Origin of the sequence: Rheinheimera aquimaris (assembly GCF_020531985.1) — a bacterium.
In the GTDB taxonomy this organism is placed as follows: Bacteria; Pseudomonadota; Gammaproteobacteria; order Enterobacterales; family Alteromonadaceae; genus Alishewanella; species Alishewanella aquimaris.
Genome location: NZ_JAJAVQ010000002.1, coordinates 521301 through 547693 on the forward strand (window position 1 = coordinate 521301; position 26393 = coordinate 547693).

General features: G+C 49.0%; 29 protein-coding genes. 13 read left to right on the top strand and 16 right to left on the bottom strand.

Annotated elements, in window-relative coordinates; all coding sequences use genetic code 11:
* Positions 1-8: 8 nt before the first annotated feature.
* From LHL18_RS07280 to LHL18_RS07300, 5 genes are all read right to left on the bottom strand, one after another.
* Positions 9-1667 carry an amidohydrolase gene (locus tag LHL18_RS07280; protein WP_226766415.1) on the bottom strand — a complete coding sequence of 553 codons (1659 nt, stop codon included), beginning with the start codon at positions 1665-1667 and terminating at the stop codon, positions 9-11.
* Positions 1668-1745: 78 nt separating this feature from the next.
* Positions 1746-2786 (bottom strand): M48 family metallopeptidase, encoded by a 1041-nt coding sequence (locus LHL18_RS07285; protein ID WP_226766416.1) that lies wholly within the window; start codon positions 2784-2786, stop codon positions 1746-1748.
* A complete protein-coding gene (locus LHL18_RS07290; protein WP_226766417.1) occupies positions 2786-3871 on the bottom strand; it encodes a YjgN family protein in 1086 nt (361 codons plus the stop codon). Before LHL18_RS07290 ends, LHL18_RS07285 begins: the two co-directional genes overlap by 1 nt.
* 147 nt (positions 3872-4018) lie before the next feature.
* Positions 4019-5995 carry a pectate lyase family protein gene (locus LHL18_RS07295; RefSeq protein WP_226766418.1) on the bottom strand — a complete coding sequence of 659 codons (1977 nt, stop codon included), beginning with the start codon at positions 5993-5995 and terminating at the stop codon, positions 4019-4021.
* Between the two features lie 259 nt (positions 5996-6254).
* Positions 6255-7634, bottom strand: coding sequence for a class II fumarate hydratase (locus LHL18_RS07300; RefSeq protein WP_226766419.1), 1380 nt, complete (start codon positions 7632-7634; stop codon positions 6255-6257).
* Between the two features lie 363 nt (positions 7635-7997).
* Here LHL18_RS07300 and LHL18_RS07305 point away from each other — a divergent pair, with 363 nt between their 5' ends.
* The 6 genes from LHL18_RS07305 to LHL18_RS07330 are packed head-to-tail and all read left to right on the top strand — an operon-like array spanning position 7998 to position 13836.
* Positions 7998-10793 (top strand): monovalent cation/H+ antiporter subunit A, encoded by a 2796-nt coding sequence (locus LHL18_RS07305; protein ID WP_226766420.1) that lies wholly within the window; start codon positions 7998-8000, stop codon positions 10791-10793.
* Positions 10793-11146 carry a Na+/H+ antiporter subunit C gene (locus LHL18_RS07310; protein ID WP_134052744.1) on the top strand — a complete coding sequence of 118 codons (354 nt, stop codon included), beginning with the start codon at positions 10793-10795 and terminating at the stop codon, positions 11144-11146. Before LHL18_RS07305 ends, LHL18_RS07310 begins: the two co-directional genes overlap by 1 nt.
* Complete coding sequence (locus tag LHL18_RS07315; protein ID WP_226766421.1) at positions 11146-12669, top strand: monovalent cation/H+ antiporter subunit D; 1524 nt, start codon at positions 11146-11148, stop codon at positions 12667-12669. Before LHL18_RS07310 ends, LHL18_RS07315 begins: the two co-directional genes overlap by 1 nt.
* Positions 12666-13205 (top strand): Na+/H+ antiporter subunit E, encoded by a 540-nt coding sequence (locus tag LHL18_RS07320; protein WP_226766422.1) that lies wholly within the window; start codon positions 12666-12668, stop codon positions 13203-13205. The genes LHL18_RS07315 and LHL18_RS07320 overlap by 4 nt, the downstream gene beginning before the upstream one ends.
* Positions 13195-13464: a K+/H+ antiporter subunit F gene (locus LHL18_RS07325; protein ID WP_134052737.1), complete on the top strand. Its 270-nt coding sequence runs from the start codon at positions 13195-13197 to the stop codon at positions 13462-13464. Before LHL18_RS07320 ends, LHL18_RS07325 begins: the two co-directional genes overlap by 11 nt.
* A 9-nt stretch (positions 13465-13473) precedes the next feature.
* Positions 13474-13836: a Na+/H+ antiporter subunit G gene (locus LHL18_RS07330; RefSeq protein ID WP_226766423.1), complete on the top strand. Its 363-nt coding sequence runs from the start codon at positions 13474-13476 to the stop codon at positions 13834-13836.
* Positions 13837-13877: 41 nt separating this feature from the next.
* Here LHL18_RS07330 and LHL18_RS07335 read toward each other — a convergent pair whose 3' ends face one another.
* Genes LHL18_RS07335 through LHL18_RS07385 form a run of 11 tightly spaced genes read right to left on the bottom strand, consistent with a single transcriptional unit; the run spans position 13878 to position 21604 of the window.
* On the bottom strand, positions 13878-14147 hold the full coding sequence (locus LHL18_RS07335) for an HPr family phosphocarrier protein (RefSeq protein ID WP_134052733.1): 270 nt from the start codon (positions 14145-14147) through the stop codon (positions 13878-13880).
* Positions 14147-15010, bottom strand: a complete 864-nt coding sequence (rapZ, locus tag LHL18_RS07340) for an RNase adapter RapZ (protein WP_226766424.1) — start codon at positions 15008-15010, stop codon at positions 14147-14149. Before rapZ ends, LHL18_RS07335 begins: the two co-directional genes overlap by 1 nt.
* Positions 15007-15480, bottom strand: coding sequence for a PTS IIA-like nitrogen regulatory protein PtsN (gene ptsN, locus LHL18_RS07345; RefSeq protein WP_134052729.1), 474 nt, complete (start codon positions 15478-15480; stop codon positions 15007-15009). Before ptsN ends, rapZ begins: the two co-directional genes overlap by 4 nt.
* A 7-nt stretch (positions 15481-15487) precedes the next feature.
* Positions 15488-15775, bottom strand: coding sequence for a ribosome hibernation promoting factor (hpf, locus tag LHL18_RS07350; RefSeq protein ID WP_134052727.1), 288 nt, complete (start codon positions 15773-15775; stop codon positions 15488-15490).
* 26 nt (positions 15776-15801) lie between these two features.
* On the bottom strand, positions 15802-17289 hold the full coding sequence (locus LHL18_RS07355) for an RNA polymerase factor sigma-54 (RefSeq protein ID WP_226766425.1): 1488 nt from the start codon (positions 17287-17289) through the stop codon (positions 15802-15804).
* 52 nt (positions 17290-17341) lie between these two features.
* Positions 17342-18064, bottom strand: coding sequence for an LPS export ABC transporter ATP-binding protein (gene lptB, locus LHL18_RS07360; RefSeq protein ID WP_134052723.1), 723 nt, complete (start codon positions 18062-18064; stop codon positions 17342-17344).
* Positions 18061-18546, bottom strand: coding sequence for a lipopolysaccharide transport periplasmic protein LptA (gene lptA / locus LHL18_RS07365; RefSeq protein ID WP_134052721.1), 486 nt, complete (start codon positions 18544-18546; stop codon positions 18061-18063). Before lptA ends, lptB begins: the two co-directional genes overlap by 4 nt.
* On the bottom strand, positions 18536-19090 hold the full coding sequence (lptC, locus tag LHL18_RS07370) for an LPS export ABC transporter periplasmic protein LptC (RefSeq protein WP_134052719.1): 555 nt from the start codon (positions 19088-19090) through the stop codon (positions 18536-18538). Before lptC ends, lptA begins: the two co-directional genes overlap by 11 nt.
* Positions 19087-19641, bottom strand: a complete 555-nt coding sequence (kdsC, locus tag LHL18_RS07375) for a 3-deoxy-manno-octulosonate-8-phosphatase KdsC (RefSeq protein WP_134052716.1) — start codon at positions 19639-19641, stop codon at positions 19087-19089. Before kdsC ends, lptC begins: the two co-directional genes overlap by 4 nt.
* The gene (locus tag LHL18_RS07380) at positions 19642-20610 is read right to left on the bottom strand and encodes a KpsF/GutQ family sugar-phosphate isomerase (RefSeq protein WP_226766426.1); all 969 of its coding nucleotides are present in this window, start codon (positions 20608-20610) and stop codon (positions 19642-19644) included.
* A 16-nt stretch (positions 20611-20626) separates the two neighbouring features.
* A complete protein-coding gene (locus tag LHL18_RS07385) occupies positions 20627-21604 on the bottom strand; it encodes a calcium/sodium antiporter (RefSeq protein WP_226766427.1) in 978 nt (325 codons plus the stop codon).
* 248 nt (positions 21605-21852) lie between these two features.
* Here LHL18_RS07385 and mlaF point away from each other — a divergent pair, with 248 nt between their 5' ends.
* The 7 genes from mlaF to murA are packed head-to-tail and all read left to right on the top strand — an operon-like array spanning position 21853 to position 26389.
* A complete protein-coding gene (mlaF, locus tag LHL18_RS07390; protein WP_206109413.1) occupies positions 21853-22662 on the top strand; it encodes a phospholipid ABC transporter ATP-binding protein MlaF in 810 nt (269 codons plus the stop codon).
* Positions 22659-23441 carry a lipid asymmetry maintenance ABC transporter permease subunit MlaE gene (mlaE, locus tag LHL18_RS07395; protein ID WP_226766428.1) on the top strand — a complete coding sequence of 261 codons (783 nt, stop codon included), beginning with the start codon at positions 22659-22661 and terminating at the stop codon, positions 23439-23441. The genes mlaF and mlaE overlap by 4 nt, the downstream gene beginning before the upstream one ends.
* 1 nt (position 23442) lies before the next feature.
* On the top strand, positions 23443-23907 hold the full coding sequence (gene mlaD, locus LHL18_RS07400) for an outer membrane lipid asymmetry maintenance protein MlaD (protein WP_134052708.1): 465 nt from the start codon (positions 23443-23445) through the stop codon (positions 23905-23907).
* Between the two features lie 2 nt (positions 23908-23909).
* Complete coding sequence (locus tag LHL18_RS07405; protein WP_226766429.1) at positions 23910-24566, top strand: MlaC/ttg2D family ABC transporter substrate-binding protein; 657 nt, start codon at positions 23910-23912, stop codon at positions 24564-24566.
* A complete protein-coding gene (locus LHL18_RS07410) occupies positions 24563-24856 on the top strand; it encodes an STAS domain-containing protein (protein ID WP_134052704.1) in 294 nt (97 codons plus the stop codon). Before LHL18_RS07405 ends, LHL18_RS07410 begins: the two co-directional genes overlap by 4 nt.
* A gap of 9 nt (positions 24857-24865) precedes the next feature.
* The gene (locus tag LHL18_RS07415; protein ID WP_134052702.1) at positions 24866-25123 is read left to right on the top strand and encodes a BolA family protein; all 258 of its coding nucleotides are present in this window, start codon (positions 24866-24868) and stop codon (positions 25121-25123) included.
* A 6-nt stretch (positions 25124-25129) separates the two neighbouring features.
* A complete protein-coding gene (gene murA, locus LHL18_RS07420; RefSeq protein WP_226766430.1) occupies positions 25130-26389 on the top strand; it encodes a UDP-N-acetylglucosamine 1-carboxyvinyltransferase in 1260 nt (419 codons plus the stop codon).
* Positions 26390-26393: the final 4 nt, after the last annotated feature.

Sequence of the window (26393 nt, forward strand, 5' to 3'; positions counted from 1 at the left end):
AGAGCACATTATTCGGTGCCGCGTTTAAACCGCTGTTTGCCATTAACATAAGTTTGCTCTACCTCAACCTGCCACAGCTGTTCTGGCGCGATGTTAAAGATATCGCGGTCGATCATAATAAAGTCAGCCCAACTGCCGGGCATCAGCGTACCCATGCTGTGCTCCTGAAAAGCGCCATAGGCAGCGTCAACAGTGAAAGATCGCAGTGCTTCGGTCAGCGTCAGACGCTGCTCAGGCAACCAACCGCCGGTGGGTTGATTATCATGGTCCTGCCGGGTTACCGAGGCATGCAGGCCGTGGAATACGTTGGCCAGCTCGACCGGGAAATCTGAGCCGCCAACAATAATGCTACCCTGATCAATAAAACTTCGCCAGGCGTAGGCACCGCGCAGCCGGGCTACACCGAGGCGATCGCCGGCCATGTTTTTATCTGACGTAGCATGTACTGCCTGCATCGCCGGTAATACATGCAAACTGGCAAAGCGGGGGATGTCTTTCGGTGAAACTATCTGCGCATGTTCAATACGGTGACGGCTTTGCGCGCGTTTGTTCTCGGGCACCAGCTTTTCGAAGCGGTCCAGCACTAAACGGTTAGCCAAATCGCCAATAGCATGCACATTGGTCTGAAAGCCGGCGTCAATTGTCATCTGCATTATCTGGGTTAGCTGATCCGGCTGCGTAACCAGCAAACCTTTTTGTTCCGGCTTATCACTGTACGGCTCAATAAGCGCGGCGCCACGGCTACCCAAAGCGCCATCTCCATATATTTTTACCGAACGGATATCGAGAAAATCTGTTGGGTCATCAATAATTCCGGCTTCAAGCCAAGCTGGCAGTTGTGGATCGCGGGCCGACAGCATAGGGTAAATACGCAGTGGTAGTTTGTGTTCAGCAGCCAGTTGCTGGTACAGCTTTACCACATCGGTATCGACGCCTGCGTCGTGTACGCTGGTGATGCCAAGCGCCAGTAAATGTTTAAATGCCGCTTGCAAGGCACGAATTTTAGCCGCGTTATCGGCATCGGGGATATGCTGTTCCAGCAGCGTCATCGCATTATCAATCAGTACACCGGTCGGGTTGCCTTTGCTGTCACGCACGATCTCACCGCCAGGTGGGTCCAGTGTATCTTTACTGATACCGGCCAGCGCCAGCGCCTTACTATTGGCCCAGCCGGCGTGCGCATCAATCCGTTTTAAATAAACTGGCTTGTCACTGATGGCTTCATCCAGGCTGGCATGGCTGGGAAATTGTTTGCTTGGCCACAACACCTGATTCCAGCCGCGGCCAATAATCCATGGCGCATCTTTATTCTCTGCAGCAAACCGTGCTACCCGGGCTACAGCTTCCTGTTCACTGCTACTGCCACGCAGCTCTGCCTGTGCCAGATTCTGGCCTAAGCCCAGTACATGGCCATGACCATCAATCAGGCCCGGCAGCACAGTTGCGCCTTTGCCGGCTTGCTGTTTTGCTGTGGCATATTTTTTGGTAAGGGCAGCGTCACCACGTGCAATCACTTTGCCGCTTTCATCATCAAACACTAAAACAGAAAACGGTTGCAACTGGCGATTGTCGTCAAAGCCATAACCTTTGATATCGGAAAGTACTACCGGCGCCGCCGCGGCGGCACTACAGAAAAGCGCACTGACTAAACTGGCAAAACGCAGCATAAGGTATTGTCCTGGTTGGTTTTGCCATCAACTATAACAATAAAACCACGCCGGGGGTATCCGGCACGGTTTCAGTCGTTACTGATGCTGGCGGGCCTGTTCGATCCGTTCACGTGTTGCCGGATGTGTGCTGAGATATTTCAACAAGGCTGGCTCTGACTCCGGGGAGGTTTCCTTGCTGCTAAGTAATGCTGACATGGCATCAGCGAATGCTGTTGGTGACTTGCCCAACGTTTTGAGCTGCTTTAACGCAAACTGGTCTGCTTCACGTTCCATATCACGCGAGAATGCGTTTTGCAGCAACACCGAGCCTGAACCAAGCAGCAGGTCGGCTACACCATCCGGGTTGCCAAACAGGATCCCTATCACCAGCGTTGCTCCTAATGACTGGGCAACTAAGCGCACACTGTGCTGGCCTTCAACATGACCAATCTCATGCAATAACACCGCGACGATAGCATCAGGGTTGTGCTGTAGTAAATTCACCAGCTCGTCAGTGATCACCACAGTGCCGTTTGGCAGCGCAAAAGCGTTAGCGCCGAAGAACTCAGACTGATACATATACAGTTGATAGTTCTTCTGCTGCAGTGGCAACTTTTGCAATGCCATTTGCCAGTGATAGTTAACCGTTGCTTGTTGCGTAGCTGGTAGCTGTGTCGGCTGTAAAGCTGTTTTTTGCAGGGTGTAAAATGTTTCCTCGCCCATTTTCTGTTTAATATGGTCGGGCACCAGCAACACGCTGGCGCTGGCCAGCATCGGCATTAAATCGACAATGATCCACCACAGCAGCAGAGGCGACAGCAACACTGCCGCCAGTATCGACAACCGGTTGCTTTCCAGCGCGGCAGCCATACCTGAACCGGCAGTTTGCTGCGGCCAACGCCAGCTGGCATCGTCAGGCCGGAAAATACCGCCACTGCGCAGCTGTACTTCAACCGGCAGCCCCGGCAGGACAGTGCCAAAACGATAGTCAGGCCTGGCAACCTCAGCCAGCACTGCCGCCGTGTTGACACACTGTATCAGCAACTTGCCCTCATCAGTAAGGCTGGCAGTGGCAGCATATAATGCACTGCTGCCAGCTTGCTGAAACTGGCCTGAGACAGCCTTAACGGCGAACATCAGGCGAGGGATACGTCAACGTCAAACAAACCGGCGGCTTCTTCACCAAAAGCGCCGCTGTCAGCTTGTTGCTCATCAACCAGCGTATCGGCTTTAGGGTAAATCAGCAGTTCAGTAACAGATGCCAGATAGGCCGTTTTACGCACTTTTGCCCAGGGATAAGCCAGGCCCAGTGTCAGCACAATGGCTAAAAGGTTAGTGACGGTTAACAGCAGGTAAGGCATTACTTCCATTTTCGATTTAAATTTAGCTACCTCAGGCAGCTCAGTGCGCTCAAATAAATGATTGCGGATCATGCAATGGTAGATAGCAGCGCTTAACGTAAACGCGAAAAAATACATAATAAAAAAACCGGCCGAGCCAAGGAATATCGCAGCGCCTGCACTGCCAGCACCGGTGGCAGCCATAATACCAATCAGTACTACGCCAATAATTGCGGCTACTGTCATTACGCCAAATACGGCTGCTGCGGCAACTAAAGCGGCGATATAGTAAGAGCTGGTATCGGTGTTGACCTGCATCTTTACTCCACCAAAACTGATATTGGTGCAAATAAAATGATCAATTTTTTTCAGTACCCAAGGCATCGCCAGATATAAAGTAAATACCGACAATACCGGCAGCAGCACAAAATATTTTAATGCGCCTACATAGTCGCCGTGAAAGGCAAAACGTACATTCCGGTAACTGGTCATACGCATATTGAACTTAAGGCTTTGTACTATAAGCCAGGGCGATGCAAACATAAACAGCATTGCCAGTAATACCGCCAATACCGGCGATAGCATGGAAGCAACAGTGAATAACGCAAAAATGATTACTGCAATAATACGGCCTTTTAAAATCTGCATTGGTGTTGCGAGATAGCGAAAAGGCTGTTGTTCAATCCGGGTATGGCCATAAAAGTACTGTGTGGTGCGCACTTTGGCCCAGGCGCTGTATATTCCCAGCGTCACTATGCTCAATAGTAAATTAACAATCCAGATACCAAAAAACTCACCGGCCTGGCCGCTGAACTGCACTTTGGCGGGACGCTGACGGGTTGTCTCTATAGGGCTGCTATCAGAGCTGGCTATATTATCCATAAGTACTGCTTCCTTGTTGCGCTAATGTAAAGTAAAGCAGCAATTATACCGATAATATACAGGTTAAATGCAATAATTATTTATTGAAAAATTAACCAATCCGCAGCGCTATTGAATATTCAATAGCGCTGCGGGGTGAATAGCGTGTCAGGGCTGTGCTTCATAACCGCTGATATTACCAATGCCGGCAGGCAGTAAGCCTTTTAACATGTCTGGGGTATAAGCCCCGGCATTGCTCCATACTACCCAATCAATATCCCCGAGGTAACTACTACCGCCAGCATCACCAATCTGCAGATAATTATCACTGCCATTGCTGGCCGGGCGCATGGTCACGCTTTCCAGCTTCAGTAAAGGTGTGTTATTGCCGTCAGTATATATCGCAACATTACCTGTGGTAGGTGAACTCAGTGCAACGGTAAAGTGATAGATCCGATATGCGCTCATATCCAATGCATCGGGCTCATTACCTTTACCGGCGGTAACAGAGGAACCATTATTCGCATTCTCCAACTGGATGCCTGAGTTATTGCCATCATTACGCAAGATGATTTTTAACCGGCTCGCTGCGACGGCGTTTGCATCGCCTAAAGCAACTTCGGTTTCCAGAATCCGGTTGCCGCCACTGTTGCCTGTGACACCCATTAGCAACGTAAAGTACTTGGGGTAGATGCCGTCATCAGGCGCTACTGCGCTCAACTTGGCACGGCTTCGGTCTGCGCTGTTGGCTGTGCTGTCAAAGCGGATAGTACCATCACCGTTGGCGCTGAACAGGTTTGGCTCGTCAGCACCACCGCTTTGCTGCGGTTCAAACTTGCTCAGGCTGCCATCTGCCAGCGTAAGGGCGTTGTCTGCAAAGGGCTGTAAACTGCCATCGTAGCTGTTCCAGTCTACATTGGCCGGCGGTTCTACCGGGTCAATGGGTACGGGCTCCGGCTCAGTTGGTTCAGGCTCTGCCGGTTCAGGTGACGCACACAGGCCAGGGCTTGGTGGTGTGTCGATTTTACCTGTTCCGGCATAGGCCAGCACCGTTGCTTTAACATTATGCACCGGCAACAGACTGGCACTGTAGTCATAAGGTGGTGTTAACTCACCGGTTGATTCGGCCGCTTCACCGGCTACAACGCCATCGTCCGGACTTTCCTGCCAGGTAATATCCTCAAAGATATTGTCGATCAGCTGCCAGAAGCCAGCCGCCTGGCTGTACATCGACATAACCGGGTTTTTCATACTGGCGAAGTGGTTGTGCTCGATGCGTATTACGGCGCCCATTCTGCTGTTTATACCGCTTTCGATAGCGCCATCATAAAAGTTGTTGTAGATGTGGCCTTTACCAAAGCGAAACAGCGGCAGGCGCGAGTTTACGTTGTACCAGTGGTTATGATGATAGGTGATGGTGCGGTCATAGTTATCACTGTCTGACGAGCCAACCAGCGATGTCTTCCAGCTGTGGTGCAGTTTGTTAAAGGAGATAGTAATAAACTGCGCGTCCCCTTTAGCATCGACCAGGCCATCATAATAATCTTTTACCTGATCCTCGGTCAGGCTTGGGTCAGCCACTGTCAGGCTGTTATAGATTTCATTATGGTCAATCCAGATATTACGCACCGGCCCTTCCATACTGATACCGTCACCCGGCGCTCCCAGATTGGCGCGTACGTGGTGAATGCGCAAATTACGGATAATGATGTTCTCGGCCCTGACAATGTTAAAACCGATGCCAGCCATTTCGCCCTGATTACCCAGGCCGATAATAGAAACATCTGACACATCTTTAATATCGATTCTGCTGTCTTTGGCATTTTGCAGTGTAATGCTGCCGTTTACCCAAATGGTTAGCGGCCGGCTCGGGTCTTTGTTTTTTATCGCGTTGATCATCTCTTTACCGGTACAGACGGTGATTTCTACCTTGTTTTCGCCACTGCCGCCGGTTGTGCCGCCATTTTCGCTGGCGTAGCCATAGACGGTATCAAGATCGGTAAGCGCAATCACACCGGTGTCGGGTTCTGGCGTGGGTGTTTCTATGCCGGTATCCGGCACTGTTGCCGGGTCGTCATTGCTGCTGTTGCAGCCAAGCAGCAACGCGCTGCCCACCAGCATTGCAAGTAGAGTTTTATTAAACATGATATCGCTACCCTTTGCTTCAGGGGCTGCCGCTGTACTGCTAAATCAGAGATGACACCCTGTTGATTTGAAATAGTTATTTTTATTCAGCAGCCACTATTATAATTTTGTCTACCGGTGGCATTTTTATTGCGCAAGTCGGAATAAGATGTGCTGCACTGCTAGTTATGGCGGAAAGCGATTGCTCAACGCAAGCTGACGGGCTAAAACACCTTGAGTTTTAGCCGAAATGTTCGCATTTGAACTAAAAGTGGCTGTATCAGCTGATATTGCCGCCCTGACAAAGCCGGGCCGGATCCAGTAACTGTTCCAGCTCACTGCGGCTGTAGCTGGTATGTTCCTGTGCGACATCGATAACCGGCCGGTGCTCTTTATAAGCTTGCTTGGCTATTTCAGCTGCCTTGGCATAACCAATTAACGGGTTTAATGCCGTGACCAAAATAGGGTTCAGCGCCAGAGCCTTACTGATATTGTCTTCACGTACAGTAAAACCTGCGATGGCTTGTGTCGCGAGCGCCGGGCAGCTGTTACTGAGTAAGCGGATACTGTGCAGCAGATTATCGGCAATAAGCGGCAGCATCACGTTCAGTTCAAAATTACCTGACTGACCAGCGACAGTAATAGTGCAGTCATTGCCAATTACCTGAGCACAAACCATTGCCACTGCTTCAGGAATAACCGGGTTAACTTTACCCGGCATAATTGAAGATCCCGGCTGTAATGCCGGCAATTCTATTTCGCCCAACCCAGCGAGCGGACCCGAATTCATCCAGCGCAAATCATTGCTTATTTTCATCAGACAGACGGCGAGCCGTTTTAATGCACCGGATGTGGCAACGGCTGTATCCTGAGCGCCAAGAGCACTAAAGAAATTCTCAGCCGGCCGAAAGGATAGGCCGGTGTTACGGCTTAATACCTGACAGAACGTTGCAGCAAAGGCTGGGTCGGCATTAATGCCGCTACCAACAGCTGTGCCGCCTTGCGCCAGTGCCTGAAGTTGTTCTAGCTGCTGCTGCAGTTGTTGCTCCGCCAGCTGCAGTTGCGACTGCCAGCCACCGAGTACCTGGGCAAAACTGACCGGCATAGCGTCCATCAGGTGGGTACGGCCGGTTTTGACCATTTTCCCTATCTGGCTGGTTTTATTGCTTAACTGCAGTTGTAGCTGTCTTACAGCGGGTAGTAATTGCTGTTGCAGCGCTATAGCGGCACTGATGTGAATTGCGCTGGGGATGGTATCGTTGCTGCTTTGCCCAAGATTAACGTGATCGTTCGGGCTAACAGTTTGGTTCAGTGCTTTACTGGCCAGGGTTGCCAGCACTTCGTTAACATTCATATTGCTGCTGGTGCCGGAACCGGTTTGGAAAATGTCGAGCGGGTACTGCTGCATATCTGTTGCAGCAAGCTGGTCGTCTGCAGCGTGACAGATAGCCTGGCTGATAGCATTTTCGAGCAAGCCAAGCTGTTGGTTGGCAGTAGCAGCAGCTTTTTTAATCTGTAATAAAGCCCGGATAAACTCTACCGGCAGTGTCTGACCGCTGATGTTGAAGTTCTGCACTGCGCGTTGTGTTTGCGCCTGATAAAGCGCGTCCAACGGGACCTGCAGCTCACCCATGCTATCGTGTTCGGTTCGGGTTTTCATAAGTTGTGCTCCTGTGTATCGGTTACCGGCAGAATGTTAGTTGTAACCTGTTTAAACAAATGCTGCCAGTTTGGCGGCAAAAGTTGCTGATAACAGTGCGGTAAAGACCTGAAATATTGCGGTAAATACCGATATTAACCGGGCTGGAGACGCTCAGCTTTTATAGACTTTTCCAACAGATATCGGTATAAATATCGGAATTAATGCCAACAAACTGATTTTTTTGCCCGCCCAATGTTGTAAAGGCACTCTGTCTTCTATGCTTAGTTAACTGCCTATGGATATCAACAACTTAATCTGTACGATGAGCGGGACAGTATAAAGTTTCAGTCGGTTAATGAATAAAAAGGACGCGCGACAGTTATGACACTGATGTGGATTTTACTCCTGCCGCTGCTGGGGACTATGGTGCCGCTACTTGCCGGCAAAGGAAGCCGCACTACCTGTGCTTTCGCCACCGGAGTAGCGCCGGCTTTGGCGCTGGTATTATTACTGCTTCAGGCCCCTGAAGTATTTTCTGGTGAGACCCTGCGCTTTTTTGTTAGCTGGATACCGCTGCTCGGGCTTGATATTACCATTACGCTGGATGGGTTGGCGTTTTTATTCAGTTTGCTAATCCTCGGCATTGGCCTGCTGATTATTGTTTACGCCCGTTATTATTTGTCTGAGCGTGACTCAATGCCGCGTTTCTTTGCGTATCTGATGCTGTTTATGACGGCGATGCTGGGCATAGTACTGTCGGGCAACCTTCTGCAATTGTGGTTATTCTGGGAATTAACCAGTATCAGCTCGTTTTTATTAATCAGTTTCTGGTGGCACAAAGCAGAAGCGCGCCGCGGCGCGCGCATGGCGCTTACGGTAACCGGCGCGGGTGGCTTAGCATTATTAGCAGCCTTTCTGATGATTGGCGACATTGTTGGCAGCTATGACTTACAGCAGGTATTAGCCAGTGCAGACCAAATACGCCAACACAGCCATTACCCGATATTATTAGTGTTGTTTCTGCTGGGTTGTTTTACCAAGTCAGCCCAGTTTCCGTTTCATTTCTGGCTGCCAAACGCCATGGCAGCGCCAACGCCGGTGAGTGCTTACTTACACTCTGCTACTATGGTTAAAGCAGGTATCTTTTTGCTGGCGCGGTTTTATCCGGCATTGTCCGGCACTGAGCTGTGGTTTGTGCTGGTCAGTGTTGCTGGCCTAGCGACCTTACTGATTGGCTCTTATCTGGCATTGTTTAAACATGATTTAAAAGGTTTGCTAGCTTATTCCACTATCAGTCATCTGGGGCTTATTACATTACTATTTGGTATGGGCACTGATCTGGCGGCCGTGGCGGGTTTATTTCATATCATTAATCATGCAACCTTTAAAGCCTCGCTGTTTATGGCAGCGGGTATCATTGATCATGAGTCTGGCTCCCGTGATATGCGCAAGCTTAATGGTTTGTGGCAATTTATGCCGATTACCGCCACGCTGGCAATGGTTGCGGCGGCGGCGATGGCCGGCGTACCGTTACTGAACGGCTTTTTATCAAAAGAAATGTTTTTTGCTGAAACCCTGCACCAGCATTTACTCGGCTCATTGTCCTGGGTTATTCCGGTACTGGCGACGATAGCGGCAATATTTTCAGTAGCTTATTCAACGCGGTTTATTCACGATGTATTTTTTAACGGTCAGCCAAAAGGCTTATCCAAAACTCCGCATGAACCGCCTCGCTATATGCGCGTGCCGGTCGAAATTCTGGTTGCGCTGTGTATTCTGGTCGGAATTTTCCCAAGCTATATGATTGGCGACTTGCTACATGCTGCATCAGTGGCGGTGCTGGCTGGAAATGTACCTCAGTATAGTCTGGCGATATGGCACGGTTTTAATCTGCCATTGCTGATGAGTGTGCTGGCCGTGTCGGGTGGCGTGCTGATCTACATCAACCGTAAGCATCTGTTTGATTTTCAGAACACACTGCCGGATGTTGATGCGCTGAATAGTTTTGAACGGGGCATTAAGCAGTTTGCTGCACGCTGCCACCGCTTTTATCAGTGGCTGGATAACGGCTCTTTGCAGCGTTACATGACGCTGGTGCTGCTCAGTTTTGTGTTACTGGCCGGTTTACCCCTAATACACCTGACGACACTTTGGGGCGGGCGGGAAGAGCTGCCGATAGATGCCGTCAATGGCGCTGGTGCGGCGCTGTTGCTGATTGGGGCTTTTGCTACCGTAATGTGGCATCGTAAACGGGTTGTGGCGCTACTGATGATCTCTGTAGTTGGGTTGATGGTCTCTATCGCCTTTACCCGCTTTTCAGCACCGGATTTAGCACTAACCCAGCTGTCAGTTGAAGTAGTAACTATTATTCTGCTGATGCTGGCGCTGTTTTTCCTACCGCATAAGACACCAAAACAATCTGAATCCTCCCGTGTGGTGCGTGATCTAAGTATCGCTAGTATGGTGGGTGTTGTGGTTGGCAGTTTAAGTTATGCGCTGATGACCAGGCCGTTTAATACCATTTCAGACTTTTTTCTCACTAACGCTAAAACCGGCGGCGGTGGCACCAATGTTGTAAATGTCATACTGGTTGATTTCCGTGGTTTTGACACACTAGGCGAAATTACCGTGCTAGGCATTGCTTCGTTGGGTATCTTTAAACTGCTGACCAGAATTCCACTGTTTAAACCCAGTAGCGATGGTGAAGGCCGGCCCTGGGCGCTGGAGCGGCATTCTCTGCTGCTGGCGACTGTATCGCAGAGTTTGTTACCGCTGGCGATTATGGTATCCATCTATATTTTCTTCCGTGGCCATAACCTGCCGGGTGGTGGCTTTATCGCCGGGCTTGTTACAGCAGTTGCCATTATTCTGCAGTATATTGCGCATGGCGTGGACTGGGTAAAAGAGCGGATGAACGTTGAGTACCAGCGCGTGGTGGCGATTGGCTTGATGATTGCGCTATTTACCGGTGCTGCCAGCTGGCTGTTTGGCCGGCCATTCCTGACATCCTGGTTCGACTATTTTGATATACCGGTGCTTGGCAAAATTGAACTGGCCAGTGCGATTGCCTTTGATTTAGGGGTATATATTACGGTGGTTGGTTCTACGCTGCTGATTCTGGCTAATCTCGGTAAGATGACGACCGCGCACCGGCCAGTGCATAAGGAAACGATCTGATGGAGACTTTGTTTGCCAGTTGTATAGGCTTTCTAACGTTTTGCGGTATTTTTCTGATGTTACGCGGCCGTACCTTTCCGGTGATGCTGGGTCTGACGATGTTGTCCTATGCCGTTAATCTGTTTATTTTTGCCTCCGGCCGCCTGACCCTGCGCGGTGCAGCGGTGCTTGGAACCAGTGAGCAGTATGCAGACCCTTTGCCACAGGCGTTGGTGCTGACCGCTATTGTAATAGGTTTTGCCATGACCGCATTTTTAGTCATCCTTGCTATCCGTGCCCGTGCCGATCTGGGCAATGACCATGTCGATGGTAAACTGCCTGATGCTGATGGCATGAAGAGGGAGAGTCGTTGATGTGGCATTTAATTACGGCACCTATTTTATTGCCGATGCTAACCGCGCTGGTCATTATGCTACCGCCGGTACACTATTCGCCAATGCGCCGGCGTTGGGTCAGTATGATTTCAAGCGCAGTTCAGCTGGTATTAGTGGTAATTTTGCTGCTGCATGTACAGCAAAATGGCTTGCTGCACTACGCAATAGGTAACTGGCAGGCACCGTTTGGTATCATTCTGGTTGCAGATACTTTATCTATGGTGCTGGTGTGTTTAACGTCATTTCTGGCACTTGGTGCTATTTGCTATGGCAGCGCCGGTGAGGACGAGAAAGGGTCGTTTTTTCACCCGTTATTTCAGTTTCAGGTGATGGGCATCAATGGCGCGTTTTTAACCGGAGATCTGTTTAACCTGTTTGTGTTCTTCGAAGTTCTACTGATTGCCTCTTACGCACTGTTGATCCATGCTGGCGGTAAGAACAAAACCAAAGCCGCTGTACATTATGTAGTACTGAACCTGACTGGTTCTGCCATTTTTCTGTTTTCACTGGCGGTACTGTACGGCACTCTCGGTACCCTGAATATTGTAGATATGGCGCAGAAGGTTGCGGTGCTGCCGGCTGAAGATCTGATGCTGGTAAAATCAGGCGGTTTGATGCTGATGATCGTATTTGCGCTAAAAGCTGCAGTGCTGCCACTGCAGTTTTGGCTGCCTGCCACCTATTCATCGGCTTCAGCACCTGTGGCTGCGCTGTTTGCAGTAATGACAAAAATTGGTATCTATGCGTTGCTGCGGGTGTACACCACAATATTTGGTGCTGATGCCGGGCCGTTGCAGGGAATGGCTGCAGACTGGTTACTGCCGGCAGGCCTTGCCACTATAGTGCTTGGCGCTATTGGTGTGATATCCAGCCACGATTTTCGTAAACTGGTCGCCAACCTGGTGCTGGTATCCGTGGGTACGCTTGTTGCCATGGTAGCGCTGCATACTGAGTTATCTGCGGCGGCGGCATTATATTACACCGTGCATTCTACCCTCGTCACAGCTGCGCTGTTTTTGATTGCTGATCTGATTTCCAATCAACGTGGTAAAGCGGCAGACCGTCTGGTGTCTGGCCGGCGCGTAGTACAGCCGATATTGCTTGGCAGCCTGTTTATGTTGGCGGCGATGGCTGTTGCCGGTTTACCGCCTTTGTCCGGTTTTATCGGTAAGCTTATGTTGCTACAGGCGGTGACGGAACCTGCAAACCGCGCTTTACTTTGGGCGGTGATATTAATGTGCAGCCTGCTGGTGATAGTGGGCTTGTCGCGTGCTGGCAGTACGTTGTTCTGGCGGGTAAGTGGTGGTGATGCGTCTGGTGATAAGGCCGCGCCGTTACAGGTATTTGCGGTGTGCTGGCTGCTATTAGCCAGCCCTTTACTGGTAATATTCGCCGGGCCTTTAACTGAGCTGTCGCAACAGGCTGCGGCACAGTTATATGATACGGATACTGCCGCCCGGGCAATACTTGGCTCCGCCGCTACAGAGGGGGATGTGCCATGAGATTTGATGCAAAGTATCGCTGGCTGCCCACGCCATACCGCAGTGTCATGCTGTTTGTTGTCTGGTTATTACTGAACCAGAGCATTGAGGCTGTACATTTATTTTTTGGGGTTGTACTGGCACTGCTTATCCCATTATTGATACAGCGCTTTCGTGATCCACAACCTGTCATCGAGCGGCCATTGCTGGCACTGCGCTATATGCTGAGGGTACTGGCCGACATAGTGGTTGCCAATGCCCAGGTAGCAGTGCTGATCCTGGGGCCCAAAAGGCGGCTAAACCCGGCGTTTGTCAAAGTGCCTCTGGATCTGCAGCACGAGCTACCTATAACGATTCTGGCCAGTACGGTGTCGATGACGCCGGGCACCGTAAGTGCGGAAGTGCTGCCCAGCACTGAAAGTATTAAGCCAGGTGAGCCCTTACCACAACGTTGGTTATTAATTCATGTACTGAACCTGACTGATGAGGCGACGCTCATTGATTCAATTAAACAGCGCTATGAAGCCCCGTTAAAGGAGATTTTCAATGCTGGATAATGTCATTATGCTGGTGTTTGCAATGATAAGCATTGCACTGTTGCTAAACCTGTGGCGGTTGCTGCGGGGGCCCAGCCTGCCAGACCGGATTCTGGCGCTGGATACCATGTATATAAATAGTATTGCATTGATCATTTTGTATGGTCTGCTGATGGGCTCGCCGTTGTATTTTGAGGCCGCGCTGCTTATTGCTATGCTGGGGTTTGTCAGTACTGTCGCCGTTTGTAAGTTCTTATTACGCGGCGACATTATCGAGTAGGAGAGTACTATGCAACACTGGATGGAATGGGCAATTGCGTTTTTTCTGCTACTGGGCGGCAGCTTTGTGCTGATAGGGTCTATCGGTCTGACCAGGATGCCTGACTTTTTTATGCGTCTGCACGGGCCGACCAAAGCCACTACGCTTGGTATGGGCGGCATACTGCTGGGGTCAATTTTTTTCTTCAGCCTGACCGGAGATGTCAGTATCCACGAACTGTTGATTACTATTTTTCTGCTGATTACTGCACCAATCAGTGCTCATATGCTGATCAAAACGGCGTTACACCATAAACTGACTGCGATCAGCAAAACCCGTGGTCTGGATAAAATACCCCCTGCGCAGGTGAAAGCGCATGATAGGAATGTGTAATTACGTATTTAATGACGATCTGGAAAAGGCTGTGATCGTAACTAGTTTTCGTCGAAGCCGTTTTTAATAAGATCGGCGACAGCTCGTAGCGCCTGTGTGGCGTCTTCACCATCTGCACAAACCAGCAGTGTCTTGCCTTTGCTACTAGCCAGCATCAGCAGTGCCAGCACACTGCTAGCGTCGGCTGTCTTATCTTCCTGCACCAGTTCAATTTTGGCCTGAAACTGCTGACATAATTGTGCCAGCTTGGTGGCTGCACGGGCATGCAACCCGAGTTGATTTACAATAGTGACTTCTTCACTGCACTTCATTAGCTTGCTCTGCCATGATGGCGTACCAACTCACGATGGCGTGTTTGCACATCGTCTCTTAAGTTGCGGTAACTTTCAGCCAGGCTTTCAACGATATAGACCGAACGGTGTTGGCCGCCAGTACAGCCTATTGCAATTGTCAAATAGCTGCGATTGTTACGTTCCAGATGCGGTAGCCAGGTACTGATAAAACTGTTTATCTGCCAGATATACTTGGCGACTACCGGTTCGGATGCCAGATAGTCTTTGACCGGTTGGTCCAGCCCGGTCAGGGGCTTTAAATCCGGCTCCCAATGCGGATTGGGCAGGAAACGGGCATCAAATACAAAATCGGCATCTTTAGGGATACCATATTTAAAGCCAAAGGATTCAAACAGTATAACCAGACGGCCGGTTTTCTGACCCAGAATACGTTCACGCAGCTGTTCTGCCAGCTGGTACACATTTAACTCAGTAGTATCAATATACAAGTCAGCCCGACTGGATATCGGGTCAAGTAATTGCTGCTCGCGCGATATCGCATCGTCCAGTGACATCGCTTGATGGGATAACGGGTGCAAGCGACGCGTTTCGCTGAAACGTTTAATTAAACTGGCATGATCGGCGTCCAGATACAAAATAGTTAAATCCAGCTTGCGTGGCAGATAGGACAGGATCTCAGCCAGCTCATCCGGGTCTTGCGGCAGATTTCGTACATCAATACTGACAGCAACGCGCTCGTACTGTCCCATAACTGTGGTGGCCAGCGTTGGCAGTAAATTAACAGGGATATTATCTACACAGTAGTAGCCGAGGTCTTCCATCACACGTAAGGCAACAGATTTGCCTGAACCGGAACGACCACTAACTACCAACAGCTTCATTTTGCTGTTTCCATTGAGCTGTAGTCGACCAGCAACTGGTATAACTGCTGGTTTGTTTCAGCATGGCGGATTTTCTTGGTTAGCTCTTTCTGGCTCAATAGTTTGGCGATGCCTGCCAGTGTACTTAAATGAGCCTGACACTGATCTTCCGGGATCAGAATAGCGCAGAATATATCGACCGGTTGATTGTCTATCGCGTCAAACGGAATCGTTTCTTTACTGACTACGAATACTAACACCGGCTGAGTGACAGTTTTGAGTTTGCCATGGGGGATCGCAATGCCGCCACCTATGCCTGTAGAGCCAAGCTTTTCCCGGGTCATCAGAGCTTCAAGGATGCTGTACTCAGATATGTCTGGCAGGCGCTGATGTGCTAGCTCAGCAATATATTCCAGAATACGTTTCTTGCTGTTAAAAAGAACTGCACTTTTAGTGCAGTTCTCGGTAAGCATTGCGGTTAAATTCGTCATAATCTAATCAGTGTCGGGCTATTTTCTCTTTATGCTTAATGACCTGGCGATCTAACTTGTCTATCAACTGGTCTATGGCAGCATACATATTTTCATCTTCAGATACTGCGAATACTTCAGCACCATTAAGATGCAGCTTAGCTTCAGCAATCTGTTTCAATTTTTCCACGTTTAGGATCACATGTACATTGTTTATATGATCAAAGTGCCTTTCCAGTTTGGCAAATTTGCTATCTACGTATTGTTTTAAGGCAGTGGTGATTTCAACATGGCGACCGGTCAGATTGATTTGCATAGACATATTCCTTCTTTTAGGCTTATTTACAGCAAGGTCTTGCGTTGATTTGACGGCGGAATATACAGGGACTCACGATACTTAGCGATGGTACGCCGTGCAACGTTAATGCCCTGTTCCATTAGAATATCGGCCATTTTACTGTCACTAAGCGGTTTGGCCGGATTCTCCGCCGCCACTAATTTCTTAATAAATGCACGAATAGCTGTCGAAGAACATTCTCCACCACTTTCTGTACTCACATGGCTGGAAAAGAAGAATTTAAGCTCAAATATACCCCGGGGTGTATGCATATATTTCTGCGTCGTAACTCGCGAAATTGTCGATTCATGCATGCCAACCATTTCGGCAACGTCATTTAACACCATAGGCTTCATCGCTTCCTCTCCGTGCTCAAAAAAAGCCTGCTGCTGCTGAACGATACAATTTGCCACTTTTAATAACGTTTCGTTGCGGCTTTCCAGGCTTTTCAGAAACCATTTTGCTTCCTGCAGATGAGAGCGGATAAACTGGGTATCTGCGCTATTTTTTGCGGTACGCGACATCGCGGCATACTGCTGGTTTATACGTACTTTAGGCATAGCGTCAGGGTTTAGTTCAACCTGCCAACGGCCTTTTACTTTTATCACGCTAACGTCCGGAATAACGTATTGTTGCTCTTCACGAATAACGTCAGCGCCTGGGCGGGGGTTAAGGCTATGGATCAGCCGCATGACTTCCCGTAACTCGTCTTCTTTCAGTTTAGTCACACGCATCAAAGAACGAAAGTCACGGTTAGCTAAAAGTTCTGTATGGTCGCGGATCATGCTTTGCGCAGCTGACAGAAAGGGAGTATCTGCGGCAAACTGGCGCAGTTGAACCAGCAAGCACTCCTGAATAGATCTGGCGCCCACACCTACCGGATCAAATAACTGAATACGCTTGATAACGGCTTCAACTTCGTCAGCTTCGATATCCTCTATCCCCAGCGACTCCAGGATCTCCTCGCAGCTGATGGTCAACAGGCCATTGTCGTCAATGGCTTCAATAATAATTTCAGCTATTGCCCGGTCAGTATCCGAGAAGGGCGTAAGCTGCATTTGCCAGCGTAAATAGTCCTGTAATGTTTCACTGGTCTCACCCTGATAGACAAAATCTTCATCGCTGCCGCTGTTTCCGGCACTTACCGGCGCTGCACTAACCAAATCATCCCAGTTGTTGTCCAGCGGCAAGTCTTCCTGAATATTCTGCTCTGACATCGCTTCACTGCTGTCGGGTTCGCTAGGCTCATAATTGTCGTCAGCTGTCTGTTCTGAGTCGATAGAGTTGGGCGAGGAAGGATCTGAGGTGTCTTTGGCATCAGCAGAAAAATTGTCGTAGTCGTCTTCGGCTTCCAGCAATGGATTAGCATCCAATGCTTCCTGAATTTCCTGTTGCAACTCAATCGTCGACAGCTGTAACAAGCGTATAGCCTGCTGCAACTGCGGCGTCATGGTAAGTTGCTGTCCTAAGCGAAGTTGCAAAGAGGGCTTCATCTACTTCTACCGTTATCCTGCTGAATAATGTGTTGAGATTGTTTTTCGCTAACTATAGCCTGAATTGCTCACCGAGGTATACATCACGGACCTTCTGATTCGCCAATACCTCTTGCGGTGGTCCCGACGCAATCAGCTCGCCATGACTGACAATATAGGCAATTTCGCAGACATCAAGCGTCTCGCGCACGTTGTGGTCGGTTATTAACACTCCAATACCGCGCTGACACAGATGCTGGATAATCTTTTTGATATCCAGCACTGATATTGGATCTACGCCAGCGAAAGGTTCGTCGAGCAGAATAAAAGCCGGGTCTGCTGCCAGTGCCCTTGCTATCTCTACCCTGCGTCTTTCGCCTCCAGACAAGCTCATGCCCAGACTATGCTTGATATGACCAATATGAAATTCTTCCAGTAAGTCGTCTGCTATTTCTTCGCGTCTGCTGCCGCTGAGATCTTTGCGTGTTTGTAAAATGGCCAACAGGTTTTCGTATACCGTCAGCTTGCGGAAGATTGAACTCTCCTGCGGCAGATACCCTATGCCCTGACGGGCCCGGGTATGGATGGGATCGAAGGTGATATCTTTGTCGTTCAGGCTGATATGACCTTTGTCTGATGGCACCAGACCGACAATCATATAAAAAGTCGTGGTTTTGCCAGCCCCATTGGGCCCGAGCAAACCGACGATCTGACCTGCATTCACTTCAAGGCTGACATCTTTAACAACTTGCCGGCCTTTGTAACTTTTCGCCAGGTGCGAAGCAACTAACTTCATGGATTATTCTTTTCCTCCGGCGTAAAAATCGTTGTTACGCGTTTTGATTCGTTACTTTCTGCACTTAGTTGCTGTTTTTCCACGTTATATTTGATAATGGACGCTTTGACAACACTACCGCTCTGCGTCAGCTCTGCATCCCCGCTCAGCGTCAGAGTGCGGTTTGATGGCTCATACCGCATTTCACTTGCCGTGGCGGTAACCGGTTTACCATCCGCTAATAACTGAGAATAACTCACGGGTGAACCGGTAGCGATATATACCTCTTTGCCCTTACCCGCACTGGCGTTAATTTCCAGCTGGTCGGCTTTCATCTGTAATGAGCCTTGTGTAATAACCACATTATTACGATAAGTCAGGACGTTCTCTTGTACTGAAACCAGATTATCGGCATCGATCTGAATTTGTTGGGTGTAGTCTGGCTGTGCAGCCATCACCGCAGAGCTGCTTAGCAGCAGAGCTAAGATAAGATTATTCTTCATTACGATATACCGTCTGCTCATGTTGTACTAACTGGAAAGTTTTGCTGGTCAAGTCAGCTTTAATGCCGCTACCTTTGATATAAAAGCCTTGTCCCTGAATTAACACTGGTTGGTTGTTTTGTAACTTGTTGTCAGGGAACAGCATTTCCAGCGTATCTGTCTCAAGCCAGTCAATAAGCTCATTTTGCTGCAGGCTATCAATTCTGACCTGTTGCTCAAGGATGATTTTATCCTGGGGGAACCATACCGCGTATTGACTACTGGCTTGCCAGCTTGGCTGATGATCTTCGTTATACAGGGTATACACTGGCTTTTCAAACTGTGTAAATCCCAGTAGTTCAAAATGTTCAAGTCGTTGTGCACTGACGCTGTCTACCAGATAGCCATCACTATCAAACAGTCGTCGGGTAATATTCTGTGCAATGTAGTCAGGCATCAGTTCCTGATCGGTTTGCAAGGCATCATTGCTGTCAGTAGGTTCAAACCAAAGATAAGCAGCGGTGCCGGTTAGTATCAGAACGAGTAAAACCAGTATTTTTCTCATGTGCTACTGCCATCAAATAGGCCAAATTTATCCTGACTGATTAACAGCAGGTCGCATAGCTCACGCACTGCCCCAAACCCGCCTGGTATGCTGGTGACAAAATGGGCGTGTTTGACCAGATAGGGGTGGGCATCGTTTACGGCAACTGCCAACCCGCAATGCTGCATTACAACCCAGTCAGCTAAGTCATCGCCGATGTAGGCAATTTGTTGTGGCAGAAGTTGCAATTGCTGCTGTAATTCTTCAAACGCAGCAGTTTTATTTTCTTGCCCCTGATAGATATAAGGCACGGTTAATGATGTCATCCGTTGCTGCACTATGGCTGAATTTCTACCGGTAATCACCGCCACCTCTACACCGGCCTGGCGTAGTGCTTTAATGCCATAACCGTCCCGGGTATGGAAGGCTTTAAGCTCTTCTGCGTTATTACCCAGATAAATGCGTCCGTCAGAAAACACACCGTCAACATCGCAGATTAATAGCTTAATGTCGCGGGCCCGACGCACAATATCGTTACTTACTGGGGTGTAAAGGCTGTTAAAAAGTGACATTTATAATACCCCGGCCCGCAGCAGATCGTGCATATTCATTGCACCGACAGGTTTGCCGGCATCGTCGATAATAATCAGTCCGTTAATTTTCTTCTGCTGCATTATCTGCAGCGCCTCAGCGGCTAATTGTTGTGCCTGTGCCGTGATACAGTTTCGTGTCATAACATCGGCGATTTGGTTGCTATGGATATCATAGCGCTGGTCCAGAATACGGCGCAGGTCGCCATCGGTAAATACGCCAGCCATTTTGCCTTGCTCGTCAACAACGGCTGTCATACCCAAGCCTTTTTTTGAGATTTCCAGCAAGGCATCTTTAATTGTCGCACTGTACAACACTGTCGGCACCTGCTCGCCGGTGTGCATAATATCTTCCAGGCGCAATAACAACTTACGCCCCAGGCTGCCACCAGGATGTGATAGCGCAAAGTCATCGGCAGAAAAGCCTCTGGCGTCGAGCAGCGCGACTGCCAGCGCGTCACCCATGGCCAGTGTCGCCGTGGTACTGGCTGTCGGTGCTAAGCCTAGTGGGCAGGCTTCTTGTTCAACTTTGACACACAAGTGAGCGTCAGCCAGCTTGGCAAGGGTAGACGCCGGGTTACCTGTCATGGCAATCAGCTTGATACCCAGTCTTTTGATAACCGGCATTATGGTCAGAACTTCAGCGGTTTCACCGGAGTTCGAAATAGCAATGACGATGTCAGCTGCGGACAACATACCAAGGTCACCGTGACTGGCCTCACCCGGGTGAACAAAAAAAGCCGGAGTACCGGTAGAGGCCAGTGTCGCTGCTATTTTGCTGCCAATATGACCCGATTTCCCCATGCCGGTGACAATGGTCTTGCCGGCGCTGTCAAAAATCAGCTGACATGCCAGATTAAAATCGGCATCCAGATATTGTTTTAGTTGTTCAACGGCAGCTGCCTCGATTTTGATTACTTCTGCCGCCCGGATTGTAAAATCAATTGTCATATTTTAGCCCCGGCGTTTACTGCGACATCGTGTTGAACAGCAGATACTGATAACCAACAAAGCCGCATAACAGCAAGGCACCCTCTATACGATTAATGCGTTGGCCTTTACCTATACGCAGAGACATCAGTAACATCGCAAGCGTTGCAGCGATCATCACATAGCTATCCCGGCTACCGGCCATGGGATCCAGCGAGTCGGGGCCAATAACGGCACCTAAGCCTAATACCGCCAGAATATTAAAAATATTGGAGCCGATAATATTGCCAAGCGCCAGGTCATCCTCACCTTTGAAGATGCCAATAATGCTGGCGGCGAGTTCTGGCAGGCTGGTGCCGATAGCGATAATAGTCAGGCCTATTACCAAGTCACTTATGCCAGCATAACGGGCGATTGTGACAGCGCCATGCACCAGTAACTGCGAGCTGGCAAGCAGAAGCAGTAAACCTATTACCACCCAAACTACCGCGCGCAGCAGTGAAATTTGCTCTGGCATTTCGCTGTTAATCTCAGCAATTAACGGATCATCGGCGTCGGCATGCTTACCCCAGTACACCAACAGACAAATAAAGCCGGTGAACGCTACGAGCAGCAGCACACCTTCGGTGCGGGTTAACATATCATCGCTGATAAAGTAATAACCAAGCAGGGTACAAGCAAACAGTAATGGATACTCGCGTTTTAAGGTAAGCGAAGATACCAGTATCGGTTTGAGCAACGCGGCTGCGCCTATGACCAGCAAGATATTGGTAATATTAGAGCCTAATGCATTGCCAACGGACGTATCAAGCCGGCCTTGCCAGGCCGCACTGGCTGAAACCAGCATCTCTGGTGCGGAAGAGCCCATCGCTACAATTGTAAGGCCGATAATCATCGGAGAAATACCTGCGGTCCGGGCAACAGATGATGCACCGAACACAAAGCGGTCGGCGCTCCAGATCAGCAAAATCAGGCCAACCAACACAAAAATCACGGCTAATAACAAGGGTGACAAAATTTTTTCCCCAAATGCGCTGTCGAATCAGAGATTATTTTCCAGTTTATTGACTGTAATTGCAAAAAAAGCTGCGGTTTATCTAACGTAGCGAATTTTTAGCACAGTTTGTTACGATTTTTTGTAACGACTTTAGCGATGAAGCCGTTTACAATAATACAACCTTGGCAGCAGTATAATTGAAAACATACAAGTATGTATGTATATTGCAAACCTGTTTCAGCGAAGCCTGCCGTAAGGCAAAGAGAGTGAATTTGTCAGAAACATTGATTGATATTCAGCAATTGACGTTCAGTCGCGGCGAAAGAGTGATTTACCGGGACCTGAATATGCAGTTCGCGCGTGGTAAAGTGACAGCCATTATGGGGCCAAGCGGTATTGGTAAAACTACACTACTGAGGCTTATTGGCGGACAGTTGAAACCGGACAGTGGCAAAATTCTGTTCGGCGGGCAGGACATTCCGCAGCTGTCGCGCCACGCACTGTATCAGGCAAGAAAACGCATGAGCATGCTGTTTCAAAGCGGTGCTCTGTTTACCGAAATGTCAGTGTTTGACAATGTCGCCTTTCCTATTCGTGAACACACCCGCTTACCAGAGTCGCTTATCCGTCTGATTGTATTAATGAAACTTGAAGCGGTAGGGTTGCGGGGCGCACGGGAACTTATGCCGGCGGAATTATCTGGTGGTATGGCCAGGCGCGCCGCACTGGCCCGGGCAATAGCACTGGATCCGGAGCTTATTATGTATGACGAGCCCTTTGCCGGCCAAGACCCTATCTCTATGGGCGTTATTGTTCGTCTTATCCGCTCGCTGAACAATGCTCTGGGGTTAACGTCTGTCGTGGTATCGCATGACGTAACAGAAGTAATGAGCATTGCCGATTATGTCTATGTCGTGGCAGAGCAGAGCGTTATCGGCCATGGTACACCAGAGCAGCTGAGGCAAAGTGACTCGCCGCTGGTGCAACAATTTCTACAGGGCGAAGCTGACGGTGCCGTGCCGTTTCATTATAAAGCGGCGCCTTATGAGACAGAATTAATGGAGTTAGCCAGGTGATCGCCAATAAGTTACAACAGCTTGGTGCCGCTACCATAAACAGTATTACCGGCTTTGGCCGCGCAGGCCTGATGCTATTCGGTGCTTTGCTTGGTAAGCCGGATTTCCGTAAAGGATTTCCACTGCTGGTTAAGCAGCTGTATGTTATCGGGGTTTTGTCGCTACTGATCATACTGGTGTCCGGCTTGTTTATCGGCATGGTGCTGGCATTGCAAGGGTATACTGTATTGGTCAAGTTTGGTGCAGAACAAATGCTGGGACCTCTGGTTGCGCTTAGTTTATTGCGCGAGCTTGGCCCTGTAGTTGCCGCCTTGCTGTTTGCCGGTCGTGCCGGTAGCGCCTTGACAGCAGAAATCGGTTTGATGAAAGCGACTGAGCAACTATCCAGTATGGAAATGATGGCCGTTGATCCCTTAAGACGAATTATTGCGCCGCGTTTCTGGGCCGGTGTCATCAGTTTACCTATGTTGGCAATCATTTTTACCGCCGTGGGGATTTTGGGCGGACATCTGGTCGGTGTCGATTGGCTTGGCGTTGACCAGGGCAGTTTCTGGTCTGCAATGCAGGCTAACGTCGATTTATATCAGGACGTATTTAACGGCATCATAAAAAGCGTGGTCTTTGCGCTTATTGTTATCTGGATCGCTCTACACAAAGGCTATGACGCTGTACCTACATCAGAAGGTATCAGTGCAGCAACCACGCAAACCGTTGTTACGGCATCACTGGCAGTGCTCGGGTTTGATTTTATTTTAACGGCAATAATGTTTGGTGGATAACATGACCACGCGGAAAATAGAGATTTTAGTTGGTGGCTTTATCGTATTAGCGCTGGCCGCATTTTTAATGTTGTCATTGAAGGTTGCAAATAGCGGTATGGGGGCAAGTAGCGAAACTTACACCCTTAAAGCAAAGTTTGAAAATATTGGTGGTTTAAAAGTCCGCTCGCCGGTAAAGGTGGGGGGGGTTGTTGTAGGCCGTGTGGCCGCCATTGAACTTGATACGACCTATTATACTCCGATAGTAACGCTGGCAATTAACAGCGATTATAACAATTTTCCGGAAACCAGCACTCTGGCGATCCTGACATCCGGATTATTAGGAGAGCAATATTTGGGGTTGCAACCGGGTTTTATCGACGAGACTGTTGAAATTCTGGGTGATGGTGACTATATCGAAGACACTAAATCAGCTTTGGTACTGGAAGAGCTGATAGGTCAGTTTTTATTTAACCGCGGGAATTAAACATGAAATTGTACGCAACTTTTCTGGCTGGGGCTTTAGCCATTCTGAGTTATCTGCCGCAGGCTTCAGCAGAAGCGGTCACCTTTAACGATCCATATAAAATGATGGAAGTGCTGGCCGACAATACGTTTAGCCGCATTGCCAAGGACCAGAGTAAAATTCAGGCCGATCCGGAAGTGTTGCGGGTAATTGTTAATGATGAACTGGTACCCTACATCGACAGCCGTTATGCTGCGTTGCGTGTTATCGGCAACAGCGCTGACCTTCGAGAGACACCTCGTGAAGATATACTGGCATTTGTCGATGCGTTTCAGAATTACATGGTCGCGACGTACGCTGGTGTATTTACCCAGTATCGTGATCAGAAAGTCATTATCGAACCCGCTGCTGGTGGTTTGGATGATCAGAAAATCATTACCGTAAAAACCAGAGTTATCGATCCTGGTAAACCAGATATCAAAATTGATTTCAAATTACGTCGTGGTAAAGACGCAGACAACTGGTTGGTATTTGATATGGTCGCCGAAGGCATTTCATTACTTGACAGTAAGCGTGCAGAGTTAGGTAATCTTATCCGGCAGCAAGGGCTGGCCAGTGTGACAGCGTTGTTGCAGGAGAAAGCTAAAGCACCTATTACCAAGCCTGCGGAGGAAAAGTGACGCTTAACATCGAGCAGCAGGGCGAGGTATTCTGTTTTACCGGTGTGCTAAATCGTGATACGTTAATGCTGTATTCACCGTTCAAACTGTTAAATAGCGTCTCAGAGCGGATAAACTTTGATTTTTCCGGACTTGAAAATATCGACACTGCTGGTCTAGCCTGGTTATTGCAACAGTTAGCCTGGGCGAAGCAGCATGGTATAGAGATCTCTTTGTGTAACGTTCCGAAACAGCTGTTATCATTAGCGGATGTAACGGCAGTCAGGCCGTTATTACCCATTAGTAATTAAGGTTACGCTTTGGATATTAAGCAAATAGAGCAACTGTTATCAGAACAGCTGCAACTGACAGAAGTGCGTGTTAGCGCTGAAGGTTCTCACTATGCCGTGACGGCTGTAGGAACCTGTTTTGCTGATGTCAGCCGGGTTAAACAGCAACAAATGGTTTATGCGCCGCTGATGGCGGCGATCGCTGATGGCTCTATTCATGCTGTCAGCATTAAGACCTTTACACCAGAACAATGGCGTAGAGAAAAACTTCTTAATCCTCCGATGTAGTAATTTATGCAACAATTTCTTGTTACAGGTGGTCAGGCATTACAGGGAGATGTATCTATCTCTGGGGCAAAAAATGCCGCTTTACCCATTCTTTTTGCCAGTTTGTTATCTGAAAAACCAACAGTTATCAGCAATGTACCTAAGCTGAAAGATATTGAAACAACAGTAAAGTTGTTACAGTTGTTTGGCGCAGAAGTCAGCTTCAGCGATAACATTGTCCGGGTTGACGCAGGTAAGGTTGCAAATCAGTTTGCCCCTTATGAGTTGGTTAAGACTATGCGTGCCTCCATTTTGGCATTGGGCCCTTTACTAAGCAGGTTTGGCCAGGCTGAAGTGTCATTGCCTGGTGGCTGTGCAATTGGTGCTCGCCCGGTCAATTTGCATATCGATGGCCTGCGTAAAATGGGCGCCGACATCGTGGTTGAGAATGGCTATATTAAAGCCAATGCCAGCCGGCTTAAAGGCGCGCACATCATTATGGACATGGTAAGTGTTACCGGTACTGAAAACCTGATGATGGCTGCTGTTCTTGCCGACGGCACGACAACTATTGATAACGCCGCGCGCGAGCCTGAAGTGGTAGACCTTGCTATATACCTGAATACCATGGGGGCGAAGATCCGCGGCGCAGGTACCGACAGTATAGTTATTGAAGGCGTTGCTGCGTTACATGGCGGAGACCATAAAGTGTTGCCAGATCGTATCGAAACGGGCACCTTCTTAGTGGCTGCAGCCGTCAGTGGTGGTGACGTAACCTGCCGTAATACTGACCCGGCCGAGCTGGAAGTCGTGCTGGACAAGCTACGTGAAGCTGGTGTTGAGATTACCACTGGTCCGGATTGGATACGCGCAAACATGACGGGGCGTACGCTTAAAGCTGTGAAAGTCAAAACGGTACCTCATCCTGGTTTTCCAACCGATATGCAGGCACAATTTACAGTATTAAATGTCGTCGCGGATGGCGTGGGAATGGTCACTGAAACGATTTTTGAAAATCGTTTTATGCATGTCCCTGAACTGCAGCGGATGGGCGCAAAAATTAGTCTTGAAGGGAATACAGCGGTGTGTCAGCACACCGACAAACTCATGGCTGCCCAGGTGATGGCAACAGATTTGCGGGCATCCGCCAGTTTAGTGATAGCAGGTTTGGTGGCTGAAGGCACAACTATTGTCGATCGTATTTATCATATTGACCGTGGCTATGAGCAAATAGAAGACAAACTTAAGAAGCTCGGTGCTAATATCGAACGTGTAAACGCGGCTTAAGCCG

What these genes read in the sequence shown, in the direction of transcription:
- LHL18_RS07280 (WP_226766415.1), bottom strand. Translation starts at nt 1,667, where the DNA reads ATGCTGCGTTTTGCCAGTTTAGTCAGTGCGCTTTTCTGTAGTGCCGCC.
- LHL18_RS07285 (WP_226766416.1), bottom strand. Translation starts at nt 2,786, where the DNA reads ATGTTCGCCGTTAAGGCTGTCTCAGGCCAGTTTCAGCAAGCTGGCAGC.
- LHL18_RS07290 (WP_226766417.1), bottom strand. Translation starts at nt 3,871, where the DNA reads ATGGATAATATAGCCAGCTCTGATAGCAGCCCTATAGAGACAACCCGT.
- LHL18_RS07295 (WP_226766418.1), bottom strand. Translation starts at nt 5,995, where the DNA reads ATGTTTAATAAAACTCTACTTGCAATGCTGGTGGGCAGCGCGTTGCTG.
- LHL18_RS07300 (WP_226766419.1), bottom strand. Translation starts at nt 7,634, where the DNA reads ATGAAAACCCGAACCGAACACGATAGCATGGGTGAGCTGCAGGTCCCG.
- LHL18_RS07305 (WP_226766420.1), top strand. Translation starts at nt 7,998, where the DNA reads ATGACACTGATGTGGATTTTACTCCTGCCGCTGCTGGGGACTATGGTG.
- LHL18_RS07310 (WP_134052744.1), top strand. Translation starts at nt 10,793, where the DNA reads ATGGAGACTTTGTTTGCCAGTTGTATAGGCTTTCTAACGTTTTGCGGT.
- LHL18_RS07315 (WP_226766421.1), top strand. Translation starts at nt 11,146, where the DNA reads ATGTGGCATTTAATTACGGCACCTATTTTATTGCCGATGCTAACCGCG.
- LHL18_RS07320 (WP_226766422.1), top strand. Translation starts at nt 12,666, where the DNA reads ATGAGATTTGATGCAAAGTATCGCTGGCTGCCCACGCCATACCGCAGT.
- LHL18_RS07325 (WP_134052737.1), top strand. Translation starts at nt 13,195, where the DNA reads ATGCTGGATAATGTCATTATGCTGGTGTTTGCAATGATAAGCATTGCA.
- LHL18_RS07330 (WP_226766423.1), top strand. Translation starts at nt 13,474, where the DNA reads ATGCAACACTGGATGGAATGGGCAATTGCGTTTTTTCTGCTACTGGGC.
- LHL18_RS07335 (WP_134052733.1), bottom strand. Translation starts at nt 14,147, where the DNA reads ATGAAGTGCAGTGAAGAAGTCACTATTGTAAATCAACTCGGGTTGCAT.
- rapZ (WP_226766424.1), bottom strand. Translation starts at nt 15,010, where the DNA reads ATGAAGCTGTTGGTAGTTAGTGGTCGTTCCGGTTCAGGCAAATCTGTT.
- ptsN (WP_134052729.1), bottom strand. Translation starts at nt 15,480, where the DNA reads ATGACGAATTTAACCGCAATGCTTACCGAGAACTGCACTAAAAGTGCA.
- hpf (WP_134052727.1), bottom strand. Translation starts at nt 15,775, where the DNA reads ATGCAAATCAATCTGACCGGTCGCCATGTTGAAATCACCACTGCCTTA.
- LHL18_RS07355 (WP_226766425.1), bottom strand. Translation starts at nt 17,289, where the DNA reads ATGAAGCCCTCTTTGCAACTTCGCTTAGGACAGCAACTTACCATGACG.
- lptB (WP_134052723.1), bottom strand. Translation starts at nt 18,064, where the DNA reads ATGAAGTTAGTTGCTTCGCACCTGGCGAAAAGTTACAAAGGCCGGCAA.
- lptA (WP_134052721.1), bottom strand. Translation starts at nt 18,546, where the DNA reads ATGAAGAATAATCTTATCTTAGCTCTGCTGCTAAGCAGCTCTGCGGTG.
- lptC (WP_134052719.1), bottom strand. Translation starts at nt 19,090, where the DNA reads ATGAGAAAAATACTGGTTTTACTCGTTCTGATACTAACCGGCACCGCT.
- kdsC (WP_134052716.1), bottom strand. Translation starts at nt 19,641, where the DNA reads ATGTCACTTTTTAACAGCCTTTACACCCCAGTAAGTAACGATATTGTG.
- LHL18_RS07380 (WP_226766426.1), bottom strand. Translation starts at nt 20,610, where the DNA reads ATGACAATTGATTTTACAATCCGGGCGGCAGAAGTAATCAAAATCGAG.
- mlaD (WP_134052708.1), top strand. Translation starts at nt 23,443, where the DNA reads ATGACCACGCGGAAAATAGAGATTTTAGTTGGTGGCTTTATCGTATTA.
- LHL18_RS07405 (WP_226766429.1), top strand. Translation starts at nt 23,910, where the DNA reads ATGAAATTGTACGCAACTTTTCTGGCTGGGGCTTTAGCCATTCTGAGT.
- murA (WP_226766430.1), top strand. Translation starts at nt 25,130, where the DNA reads ATGCAACAATTTCTTGTTACAGGTGGTCAGGCATTACAGGGAGATGTA.